Consider the following 10,960-nt stretch of genomic DNA (forward strand, 5'->3'; position numbering starts at 1 on the left):
ACGGCCCCAACCTCTCAAAGCTCGAACCCCAGCATCACCGCACAGACCACCAGGAACACACAGAACATCGCCCGCAATACCTTCTCCGGCAACGCGTGGGCCAGCTTCACGCCCCAGCTGATGCTGAGCAAGCCCCCCACCGCCAAGGGAATCCCTACCCCCCAGTCAACACTATGGTGCACGCCATAGGTCACCAGCGTGACCAAGGTACTCGGCGCCGCCAGCGCCAGTGACAGCCCCTGCGCCACCACCTGAGTAGCGCCGAACACACTGGTCAGGATCGGTGTGGCCACCACGGCCCCACCCACCCCGAACAAGCCGCCCATGGTGCCGGCAAAGCTGCCCAGCACACCCAGCCACGGCCAGGCATGACGCAGCTCGGCACTCGGCGGCGACACCTTCATGAACATCCGCACCACGTTCCACACCGCCAACGCTACCAGGAAGCCGACAAAACCCAGGCGCATGGAATGCGCATCAAGCCCCACCGCCCAGATCGACCCCAGCCAGGCAAACAAGAAGCTGCACGCCGACAGCGGCAACGCATGGCGCAACGCGATGCGGTTGCGCTGGTGATACCGCCACAGCGCCAGCAGCACATTGGGCACCACCATCACCAACGCGGTCCCCTGCGCCAACTGCTGGTCCAGGCCAAACAGCACGCCCAATGCCGGAATCGCAATCAGCCCGCCACCAATGCCGAACAAGCCCCCCATGGTGCCCAGGGCAGCGCCCAGCACGATATACAACAACCACTCGATCATCAGGGCCTCGTCCGCCTGTACCAATAATGCGAGCATGCTAACGAGTGTGCGCTGGCGGGGAAACGCACAGCAGCGCACAATGGCTGTGCGTTTTTCGCAAAAGCAAGGCAGCCATGAACCCCGATACCCTGACCGACCAATTGAGCCTGTTCCTCGATGTGCTGGAAACCGGCAGCTTTTCTGCCGCCGCCCGTCGCCACCCGCTGACCCCGTCTGCGGTAGCACGGCGTGTCGACAACCTGGAAAGCGCCGTCGGCAGCCGCCTGTTCACCCGCAGCACCCACGCGGTGCGGGCCACGCCTGCAGGCAACGCCTTTGCCGAGCGGGCCAGGCGCATCATCGAGGAGTTGCGCCTGGCCCGGGCTGAAGCGGTGTCACTGAGCAATGCCCCGGAAGGCCTGATCCGCATCGACGCCCCTGCCGCGTTTGGCCGCCGCCACCTGGCCCCGGCCATTGCCGACTTCCTGGTGGCCTACCCGGGCCTGGACGTGCAACTGCGGTTGATCGACAGCTTCGTCGACCTGCAGGGCAGCCACCTGGGCGAGGTCGACCTGGTGCTGCGCGCCGGCCCTTTGGCCGACACCCGTCTGGTCGCCACGCCGCTCGCCTACATGGTGCGCATTGCCTGCGCCAGCCCCGCCTACCTGGCCAGCCGCGGCATCCCCACCTGCCCCAGCGAACTGCCCGGGCATGACGGGCTGGACTGGGATGGCCTGGCGCCGCCGTTCGCCTGGCGCTTCAGTGTGGCCGGGCAAACCCGCCTGTACCGCCCCGCGCGCATGCGCATGGCTGCCAACAATGCCGAAACCCTGCTGTTCGGCGCCCTCGCCGGCCTGGGGATAGCCCACCTGCCCACCTGGCTGATCAGTGAGTACCTGCTGCGCGGCGAGCTGATCCCGTTGTTTTGCGACGGCGGCATGCCTGAAGCCGAGACCAGCGGCATTTATGCGCTACGCCTGGCACATGAAACGAACTCTCGCAGCCGTTTGCTGCTCGAATTCCTCAAGAGCCGCTTCAGCCCGATTCCACCCTGGGACCTGGCCTTGCGCAGTGAACTGCGCGATTAATTCGCGCACTGATGATCAGCGTGCCAGAATTTTCCATTGATGACTTTCAAGGACCTGCATGAACGCCGACACCCAAGCCTCCTGTGACGAGCTGCTGCTGGACAACCAGGTCTGTTTCGCCCTGCACTCCACCTCGTTGCTGATGACCAAGGTCTACAAGCCGCTGCTGCAGGCGCTGGGCCTGACCTACCCGCAATACCTTGCCATGCTCGTGCTCTGGGAGCGTGACGGCCTGACCGTGGGCGAAATCAGCCAGCACCTGCTGACCGACCCAGGCTCGCTGACCCCGCTGCTCAAGCGCCTCGAAAGCGAAGGCCTGCTGCAGCGCAACCGCAGCCGCGAAGATGAACGGGTAGTGATGGTACAGCTGACCGACAAAGGCCGCGCCCTGCAACAGCAGGCCAAAGAGGTGCCGCCGTGCATTCTCAAGGCCAGCGGGCGGAGCCTTGAGCAGTTGCAGAAACTGCAAGCCGACCTGCTGAACCTGCGCGAAAACCTGCAGAAAAACCTCTGAGCGCTATGCTGTGAAATGGCCGTTCCGATGAACGGCGATGATTTATCTTGCGCACTAACTAATTGCGCGCTAATTTAAATCCCACACCAACCCCCGCCCTCCTGCAAACGGGAGCGCACAGCACATTAGCGAGGCTCAAGATGCAAAAGGTCACTCCGCTGTACATCGCAGAAGCAACCTCCACCGGTGGGCGCGACGGCAAATCCCGCTCCAGCGACGGCAAGCTGGAAGTCAAGCTCAGCACCCCCAAAGAGCTGGGCGGCGCGGGCGGTGACGGCACCAACCCCGAGCAGATGTTCGCCGCCGGTTACTCGGCCTGCTTCATCGGCGCCTTGAAGTTCGTGGCCGGGCAAGAGAAGAAAGCCCTGCCGGCAGATGCCTCGATCACCGCCAAGGTGGGCATCGGCCAGATCCCGGGCGGTTTCGGCCTGGACATCGACCTGCACATCAACCTGCCGGGCCTGGCCCAGGCCGATGCCGAAGGGCTGGTGGAAAAGGCGCATCAGGTGTGCCCGTACTCCAATGCCACCCGCGGTAATGTGGATGTGCGCCTGCACGTAACCGTCTAAGGCGCAAAGGCTGGCCGCCCCCCAGTGGGAGCGGCCTTGCGTCGCGAACGGGGCGCGAAGCGGCCCCAGGCGTTCGGCATGTAGGCAGAAATTGCCGGGGCCGCCTTGCGGCCCTATCGCGACGCAAGGCCGCTCCCACAAAAGCGCGAGCACAAGCACGCGCTGAGGATTGGGAAAGCACAGGCATAAAAAAACCCGGCTTGCGCCGGGTTTTTTGCGTCTCGCAAGAAGCATTACTTCTTGGAGCGGCCTTTGAAGCTGTTGTCGCGAGTGTCGATGTCGATCCACTCGTCGATCTGGATGAAGTCAGCAACCGAGATCTCGGTACCGTTCGCCAGCTTGGCAGGCTTCATGACTTTGCCGGAGGTGTCACCGCGAGCAGCGTTCTCGGTGTAGACAACTTTACGGCTGATGGTGGTCGGCAGCTCAACCGACACCAGACGGCCTTCGAAGAACACGGCTTCGCAGACGTCTTCCATGCCTTCTTCGATGTACGGCAGAACGGCTTCGATGTCCTCGGCGTTCAGCTCGTACATGGTGTAGTCGGTGGTGTCCATGAAGGTGTACTCGTCACCATTGATGAACGACAGGGTCGCTTCTTTGCGATCCAGGATCACGTCGTCCAGCTTGTCGTCCGCACCGTATACGGTTTCGGTCTTGTAGCCGGTCAGCAGGTTCTTCAGCTTGGTCTTCATGATCGCGCTGTTACGGCCCGACTTGGTGAACTCAGCTTTTTGAACCAGCCACGGGTCGTTGTCGATCCGCAGGACGGTACCGGGTTTCAGTTCTTTACCAGTTTTCATTACGAAGTATCCGAATCTGGATGGATTTATAAAAATCGAGGCCGCGTATCATAGCGAATTTCGGTAAAAGTGTACTAGCGCTGTGGCAAGGTCCGGCTGAGCGGCCTGTCGCGCCCCCCAAAGGCGGGCATGCTGCTGCAGTTCCGGCCAATGCTGGCGGGCCGCCCGCCAGGCCTGGCCCATGTCGATATTCATGTTCCAGGCACGCCACAGGCCCAGCAGGGCTGCATCGGCATCGTCTGACAGGCCGCAGCGATAATGCGCGAGGAACGCTTCGAGTTTTTCCCAATGGGCATTCTCGTCCTGCACATAGATGTGCCACAGCATCGGCTGCCCCGCCCACTGCGCACGCACGAACGAGTCTTCGCCACGCACGGCATTGAAATCGCAGCTCCATAACAGCCGGTCGAAGTCGTCCTGGCTGACGAAAGGCAGCACCTGAACGGTCAGCGCCCCACGGGTGCGCACATCACCCACGTGCAGCGGCCCCTCGCCCAACCACTGGCTGAGCCCCGCGACGATGCGCCCTTGCGGGACCAACAGGTGGCAGGCCTGGTCAGCTGTAGCCAGGGCATCAAGCCAGTTGCCCAGCTGCGGGTTTTCATAGGCAAACAGCGAGATCAGCAGCGCATCCGGCACAAGGTCTACACCAAGCCCCTGCAAAAAGGCACGGCGCGCCTCCGCCGACTGCTGGAACGCGTCACGCCGGGCCAGCAGCGAACCCTCGCGCAGCAAACCACCCGTTTTGTCAGTAAAACCCGGGAAGAAAAATACCTTGCGCAAACCGTTGGGCTGCGGCGAAGGCAAACCATGGCAACCCTCCACCCAGTCCTCGGCACTCAGGTACTCGAGGTTGAGCCAGAGCGGCGGCTGCGGAAGGGCGCGCATGGCCTCGACATACGCTGTGGGCAACTGGCAGGCAAACGCGCCGATCACCACATCGGCCGGCGCCACCGGCAACCACGCTGCCGGCCAGTGGCGCACATCCACACCGTGCTGCCACTGTTGCGCCGCCGTGGCATCGGCGCCAGGGCACATGGGCGTGAAAGCGTTGAGGTCATCCACCCACAGGCGCACCGCCAGGCCGTGCTCGGCCACCAACTGCCGGGCCAGGCGCCAGGTCACGCCAATATCGCCGTAGTTGTCGACGACGCTGCAGAAGATGTCCCAGGTGGCTTTCATGCGCCCCTCCCGTGCGGGTGCAAAAACAGCGAATTCTGCGCATAAATTGGCGCAGACAAAAGCACCTGCGCAGAAAAATGCCCAAGCGCATGCGACAATGCCCCCCTACCACGCTGCCAGGAGGCTGCCATGCCGCGCCACCGTGAATTGAAGATCACCCTCAAGCCGTTGCCGTTGATCATGTGCGTTGCCTTGGGCCTGTGGCTGGGCGCCATGGCCATTGCCGTGAGCCTGTGGCTGGCCCAGCAGTTGTGGCCACAGCAGGTGCAACCTCTGGCCCAGGTTGTAGCCCCGCACGCAGGCCGCCCCGTTGCAACGCCTGCACCGGCCACTGCCCAGGATGCCCAGGCCGAGATGTTCGAACGCTACAAGGACATCCTGCACAAACAGGCGCTGCAACAGGCCGCCGATGTCGCCCAAGGCAACCCGCGCAACCTCAACAGCCCCAAGTGCCAGTTCTGGCTGCAGCAAAACCGTACCGCGCCCACCGAAAAAAGCCAGGCCAACGTGCTGGAGTTCTGTTACTGACCATGGACAAGCCCCACCTGCTGGCGCTGATTGTCGCCACCCTCGCGCATGACCTGGACGTGCTGACCCGCGCGGCGCAAACCGCCTACGAGGCCGCCACCGCCGAAGAGAACATTGCCGAGAACAAGTATGACACGCTGGGCCTGGAGGCCTCGTACCTGGCCACCGGCCAGGCCCGCCGCAGTGCCGAGATCCGCCAGGCGCTGGTGATCTACCAGCAGTTGCTGCTGCGTGATTACGACCCAGCGCGCGGTGTGCAGGTAAGCAACCTGGTGACCCTGGAAAATGAAGATGGCGCGCAACGCCGGCTGTTTCTCGGGCCTGAGGCAGCGGGGTTGAAGATTGGCGAGGGTGACGGACTGGTGACGGTGATTACCCCACGATCGCCGCTGGGGCAGCAACTGCTGGGCAAGCGCGTGGATGACGAGGTGAACCTGGGCGCACAGGTATCGTTCATTGTCGATGTTGTCTGAACCGGCCTCTTCGCGGGCCCGCCCGCGCCCACAAGGATCCCACTGCCTTCAGGGCTGAGATATCCCTGTGGGAGCGGGCGGGCCCGCGAAAGGGCCGGCACAGGCAATAATTCTCTAAAGGGCCTGCAAGGCATCGAACCGCACCGCCAGCCCCTGCTCGGCAAACTGCTCCACCACAAAATCGATGAACGCCCGGGTCTTACCCGGCAACAGCTTGTGCTCGGCGAAATACAGGCTGATATGCCCATCATCCACATACCAGTCCGGCAACACCCGCAGCAGGCGCCCGGCCAGCAAATAGGGCACGGCAAACGGCAGGCTCACCAGGGCAATGCCCAGCGCCTGCTCGGCAACCGCGCACGCCGCGTCCGAATCGCTCATGGTCATCGCCTGACGCAATTGCAGCGGCTGCTGCGCCTGCCAACGGCTGGTCAACGGCCACGAGCGCACCCGCCCGGTCTGCGGTGACCGCACCAGGATGCCGTCATGGCGTTGCAGCGCCTGCGGGTCTTCTATCGGCGCGTGCCGCTGCAGATAAGCCGGCGCCGCCACCAACACCCGGTGCGCGGGGGTCAGCTTGCGCGCCACCACCCCTGGCGGCAGTTCGAAACCACCGCCAATCGCTGCATCGAAACCCTGGCCGATCAGGTCGACCTGGCGGTTGTCGAAATGCCAATCCGGGGTAATCGCCGGGTAACGGCGCAAGAATTCCCCCAGCAACGGCAGCACGTACAAACGCCCGAACACCGTGCCCATACTCACCCGTAACGACCCGGCCGGCTGGCCTTCTGCACTGGCCAGGTTGGCCACGGCGTACTGAATGGTGCGAAAGCTGTCACTGACCTCGCCAAGAAAACGCTGCCCCGCTTCGGTCAAGGTCAGCTTGCGGGTACTACGCTGGAACAACCGCACACCCAGGCGCGCTTCCAGCTGCGCAACGTGCTTGCCCACGGCAGCCGGGGTAAGGCTCAGGCGCCTGGCGGCTTCGGCAAAACTGCCGACCTCGGCACTGCGGATGAAGCACTCCAACGCGCTGAATGATTCCATGGCCATGATTAGCAACCAAAGGTTTACTCTGCTGATAGTGATTACCATCTTATCAGTAGGCAATCGAGCGCCGATACTGTGCCCATCCAAGGCATTTCGGCCTGGCTTCCAGCAGGAGAACAGCATGTCCAAGCAACTTACACTCGAAGGCAAAGTGGCCCTGGTTCAGGGCGGTTCCCGAGGCATTGGTGCAGCCATCGTGCGGCGCCTGGCCCGCGAAGGCGCGCAAGTGGCCTTCACCTATGTCAGCTCTGCCGGCCCGGCTGAAGAACTGGCTCGAGAAATTACCGAAAACGGCGGCAAAGCCTTGGCCCTGCGGGCTGACAGCGCTGATGCCGCGGCCGTGCAACTGGCGGTGGATGACACCGTAAAAGCCTTGGGCCGGCTGGATATCCTGGTCAACAACGCCGGCGTGCTGGCAGTGGCCCCGGTGACAGAGTTCGACCTGGCCGACTTCGATCGCATGCTGGCCGTGAACGTACGCAGCGTGTTCGTCGCCAGCCAGGCCGCCGCACGCTATATGGGCCAGGGGGGTCGTATCATCAACATTGGCAGCACCAACGCTGAACGCATGCCGTTTGCCGGTGGTGCACCGTACGCCATGAGCAAGTCGGCACTGGTTGGCCTGACCCGCGGCATGGCACGCGACCTCGGGCCACAGGGCATTACCGTGAACAATGTGCAGCCCGGCCCAGTGGACACCGACATGAACCCGGCCAGTGGCGAGTTTGCCGAGAGCCTAATTCCGCTGATGGCCATTGGGCGGTATGGCGAGCCGGAAGAAATTGCCAGCTTTGTGGCATACCTGGCCGGCCCTGAAGCCGGGTATATCACCGGGGCCAGCCTGACTGTAGATGGTGGGTTTGCAGCCTGATTGAACGGTTGCCTGTGCCGCGACAACGCCGGCACAGGCTAGCCTTTCTGTGCCCCCAGGCACTGCTCCATCACGTCCAGAAAAGCCCGGGCAGCCGGTGTGGGGCTGGACGACCACACCGCATACAAGTGCCGCACCGGCGCATCCACCAACCGCGCCACTGCTACACCTTCGATGCCTTGAGCCACCCGCTCGGGCACCAGGCCGACGGCCATGCCCCGCTGCACGAACTTCTCCACCAGACGAACATGCCCGATCTCGAACTGCACCCTGCGCTGCAACCCCACCGCCTGAAACGCCTCGTCGGTCTGTCGTCGCGCCCCGGTGCCTTCGGGGAAATCCACCAACACTTCACCTGCCAGGTCAGCCAGCGCCAGCTGTGCCCTGCCCGCCAGGCGATGCCCCAACGGCAACACCGCCACCAGTTCTTCCCGAGCCAGCAACCGATGCTGCACCCCCTGCAGCACCTCGCCCTGCCACAGCCCGATAAAGCCCACGTCCAGGCGCCGCTCGAGCACATCAGCGATCAGCAATTCGCTCTTGGCCGTGAGCCAGCGTACATCCACATCCGGGAAACGACCGTGAAACACCGCCAACAGGTCGACCAGGTCCAGCGCAGTGAGCGAGCTGATTTCACCAATCGCCAGCCGCCCGCGCACCTGGCCGCAGGCCGCTGCCACGTCATCGGCAATGCGCCGGGCCGCCTCCACCGCGGGCCGTGCACTGAGTACAAAGGCTTCCCCCGCAGGTGTCAGGCGTACCCGCCGCGAACTACGCTCGAACAGGCTCACCCCCAGCTGCGCCTCCAGCCGCGCCACTTGATGGCTAAGCGCCGACTGCACCACATGGCAGCGCTCCGCCGCGCGGGTAAAACTGCCGGTGTCGGCCACGGCAAGGGCATATTCGAGCTGCTTGAGGTTCATCGATTTATCTGCTTTCAAGATGAATAGGTTGAAAACTATACATTGGTGTCATGCCTGACACTTCCTGATAATCATCACCACACACCACTGCCCCCACGAGAATTGCATGCACACCCCCACTCTCAGCCGCGCCTTGATCCTGCTGATGGCCACCGCCACAGGCCTGGCCGTGGCCAGCAACTATTACGCCCAACCGCTGCTGCACAGCATCGCCCAGCAGTTTGGCTTGAGCACCGCCAGCGCCGGCAGCATTGTGATTGCCGCGCAACTCAGCTATGGCGCCGGCCTGTTGTTGCTGGCACCGTTGGGCGACCTGTTCGAGCAGCGCCGGCTGATTACCGTGATGACCGTTGTCTCCACCCTGGGCCTGGTCATCAGCGCCTGTGCACCCAGCCTGCCCTGGCTGCTGCTCGGCACGGCGCTGACCGGGCTGTTCTCGGTGGTGGCACAGATCCTCGTGCCGATGGCAGCGACCCTGAGCGAGCCGCATCAGCGTGGGCGCGCGGTCGGCACACTGATGAGCGGCCTGCTGCTGGGCATCCTGCTGGCGCGTACTGCTGCCGGCTTTATGGCCGAGCTGGGTGGCTGGCGCAGTATCTACGTGCTGGCCGCCGTGCTGATGGCAGTTACCGCCGTGGCGCTGTACCGCAGCCTGCCACAGCACCACAGCCACGCCGGGCTGAAATACCCGGCGCTGATCGGCTCCGTGTTCCGTCTGTTCATCGAAGAGCCCGTGCTGCGCCTGCGCTCGCTGCTCGGTCTGTTGGCATTCAGCCTGTTCGCCCTGTTCTGGACACCCCTGGCGTTTCTGCTGGCGAAAGGCCCCTACCACTATTCGGATGCAGTGATCGGCCTGTTCGGCCTGGCCGGTGCGGCGGGTGCGTTGTCGGCCAACTGGGCCGGGCGCCTGGCAGACCGCGGCAAGGGCGCGCTGGGTACCACCGTGGGCCTGGTGGTGTTGCTGCTGTCGTGGGTGCCGCTGGGGTTTGCCGAACAGTCCCTGCTCGCCTTGCTGCTGGGGGTGCTGATGCTCGACCTGGCGGTACAGCTGGTGCATGTGAGCAACCAGAACGCAGTGATCGCCCTGCGGCCCGAGGCACGTACGCGGCTGAATGCCGGTTATATCACCTGCTACTTCATTGGCGGGGCGCTTGGGTCGTTGCTGGGCACCCAGCTGTTCCAGCGCCAGGGCTGGATGGGGATCGTGGTGGCCGGGCTGGTGATTGGCGTGCTGGCGTTGCTGGCCTGGGGATGGGCCGAACGCAAGCGCAAGAATGCCTTGCAGGTGGCCTGAAAAACGCTCGCTGGATTCTTCGCGGGCACGCCCGCTCCCACAGGTGCCTCACAAACCTCAGGGCACTGATACGCCTGTGGGTACGGGTGTGCCCGCCAAGAGGCCAGCCACGGCGACAAAGTACCGCACTACCCTCCGTCGCAATGCCGTTGACTTGCCTGCCGGGGCAGCGCTCATTAAGCGCTGGAATGCCCTTTCCCTGACAGGATGAATTTATGACAAGACTCACGGTACAGTCCGGCGATTTCTTGCAAGGTGAAGGCGAGTATCGCAATGGATCGCTCACACTCAAGACCGCGCGCAGCCCCTCACCCGGTGAGCGGATTTCCCTGGCACGCATCAGCGACTTGCGGCTGGCCAGCCTGGAAACCAACCGCAGCCTTGGCAGCGCCTTGGGCTGGGGCGTGGCCGGCGCCCTGGTGGCAGGGCCAGTAGGGCTGCTGGCCGGGCTGTGGTTGGGTGGCAAGGAAGAAGAAGCAACCTTTCTGGCCACCTTCAAGGATGGACGCAAGCTGATGGCCATTACCGATGGCAAGACGTGGTCGAAGATCGATGACAACTGGCGGCAGCACAAGCGGCCGATCAAGACAGGCTGACTGAATACGCCGGGCCTGGATCGTTTTATGTAGAGGGCGGCTGGTAAGATGCCGCCTTTTTCATGGCCTGTGCCGGCCTCTTCGCGGGTAAACCCGCTCCTACAGGGGTATCACCAACCGGTGTATCACCACCTGGTGCATCACCAACCGGTGTATCGCCACCCGGTGCATCACCAACGGGTGTACCGCCGCCCGGTGCATCACCAACGGGTGTATCCCAACCGGTGTACCACCAACCAGTGTAGGAGCGGGTTTACCCGCGAAAGGGCCAGTACAGGTATCGCGCATCCAGGAGCCCCACCGCATGCCCCCGCATCACCCCCGCC

General features: G+C 63.5%; 13 protein-coding genes. 8 read left to right on the top strand and 5 right to left on the bottom strand.

Annotated features, from left to right (window positions below; translation table 11 throughout):
• Nucleotides 1-14: 14 nt before the first annotated feature.
• Nucleotides 15-764: a sulfite exporter TauE/SafE family protein gene (locus AC3WLP_RS23815; protein ID WP_003252877.1), complete on the bottom strand. Its 750-nt coding sequence runs from the start codon at nt 762-764 to the stop codon at nt 15-17.
• 113 nt (nt 765-877) lie between these two features.
• On the opposite strand from AC3WLP_RS23815, the gene AC3WLP_RS23820 reads away from it, so the two are divergent.
• The 3 genes from AC3WLP_RS23820 to AC3WLP_RS23830 all read left to right on the top strand — a co-directional run bounded on the left by AC3WLP_RS23820 (nt 878) and on the right by AC3WLP_RS23830 (nt 2,914).
• Nucleotides 878-1,831, top strand: coding sequence for a LysR family transcriptional regulator (locus AC3WLP_RS23820; RefSeq protein WP_088513083.1), 954 nt, complete (start codon nt 878-880; stop codon nt 1,829-1,831).
• A gap of 58 nt (nt 1,832-1,889) precedes the next feature.
• The gene (locus tag AC3WLP_RS23825; RefSeq protein ID WP_012053328.1) at nt 1,890-2,345 is read left to right on the top strand and encodes a MarR family winged helix-turn-helix transcriptional regulator; all 456 of its coding nucleotides are present in this window, start codon (nt 1,890-1,892) and stop codon (nt 2,343-2,345) included.
• 140 nt (nt 2,346-2,485) lie between these two features.
• Entirely contained in the window at nt 2,486-2,914 is a 429-nt protein-coding gene (locus tag AC3WLP_RS23830; RefSeq protein WP_012053329.1) for an organic hydroperoxide resistance protein, read from the top strand.
• A 233-nt stretch (nt 2,915-3,147) separates the two neighbouring features.
• Here the strand turns inward: AC3WLP_RS23830 and efp are convergent, their stop codons facing one another.
• Both efp and earP read right to left on the bottom strand, forming a co-directional pair.
• Entirely contained in the window at nt 3,148-3,717 is a 570-nt protein-coding gene (gene efp / locus AC3WLP_RS23835; RefSeq protein WP_003252871.1) for an elongation factor P, read from the bottom strand.
• 48 nt (nt 3,718-3,765) lie between these two features.
• The gene (earP, locus tag AC3WLP_RS23840) at nt 3,766-4,899 is read right to left on the bottom strand and encodes an elongation factor P maturation arginine rhamnosyltransferase EarP (RefSeq protein WP_088513082.1); all 1,134 of its coding nucleotides are present in this window, start codon (nt 4,897-4,899) and stop codon (nt 3,766-3,768) included.
• 129 nt (nt 4,900-5,028) lie between these two features.
• Between earP and AC3WLP_RS23845 the strand changes: the two genes are divergently transcribed.
• Nucleotides 5,029-5,427 carry a hypothetical protein gene (locus AC3WLP_RS23845; RefSeq protein ID WP_088513081.1) on the top strand — a complete coding sequence of 133 codons (399 nt, stop codon included), beginning with the start codon at nt 5,029-5,031 and terminating at the stop codon, nt 5,425-5,427.
• Between the two features lie 2 nt (nt 5,428-5,429).
• Nucleotides 5,430-5,900 (top strand): GreA/GreB family elongation factor, encoded by a 471-nt coding sequence (locus tag AC3WLP_RS23850; RefSeq protein ID WP_003252864.1) that lies wholly within the window; start codon nt 5,430-5,432, stop codon nt 5,898-5,900.
• 114 nt (nt 5,901-6,014) lie between these two features.
• Here the strand turns inward: AC3WLP_RS23850 and AC3WLP_RS23855 are convergent, their stop codons facing one another.
• Nucleotides 6,015-6,953 (bottom strand): LysR family transcriptional regulator, encoded by a 939-nt coding sequence (locus tag AC3WLP_RS23855; RefSeq protein ID WP_012053332.1) that lies wholly within the window; start codon nt 6,951-6,953, stop codon nt 6,015-6,017.
• A gap of 118 nt (nt 6,954-7,071) precedes the next feature.
• Between AC3WLP_RS23855 and AC3WLP_RS23860 the strand changes: the two genes are divergently transcribed.
• Entirely contained in the window at nt 7,072-7,821 is a 750-nt protein-coding gene (locus tag AC3WLP_RS23860; RefSeq protein ID WP_003252861.1) for a 3-oxoacyl-ACP reductase family protein, read from the top strand.
• A 38-nt stretch (nt 7,822-7,859) separates the two neighbouring features.
• Here the strand turns inward: AC3WLP_RS23860 and AC3WLP_RS23865 are convergent, their stop codons facing one another.
• Nucleotides 7,860-8,744, bottom strand: coding sequence for a LysR family transcriptional regulator (locus AC3WLP_RS23865; RefSeq protein ID WP_012053333.1), 885 nt, complete (start codon nt 8,742-8,744; stop codon nt 7,860-7,862).
• 106 nt (nt 8,745-8,850) lie between these two features.
• Between AC3WLP_RS23865 and AC3WLP_RS23870 the strand changes: the two genes are divergently transcribed.
• Together AC3WLP_RS23870 and AC3WLP_RS23875 are read left to right on the top strand one after the other, a co-directional pair.
• The gene (locus AC3WLP_RS23870; protein WP_088513080.1) at nt 8,851-10,038 is read left to right on the top strand and encodes an MFS transporter; all 1,188 of its coding nucleotides are present in this window, start codon (nt 8,851-8,853) and stop codon (nt 10,036-10,038) included.
• Nucleotides 10,039-10,253: 215 nt separating this feature from the next.
• Entirely contained in the window at nt 10,254-10,634 is a 381-nt protein-coding gene (locus AC3WLP_RS23875) for a hypothetical protein (protein ID WP_003252855.1), read from the top strand.
• Nucleotides 10,635-10,960: the final 326 nt, after the last annotated feature.

This window comes from Pseudomonas sp. FW305-E2 (assembly GCF_058782925.1).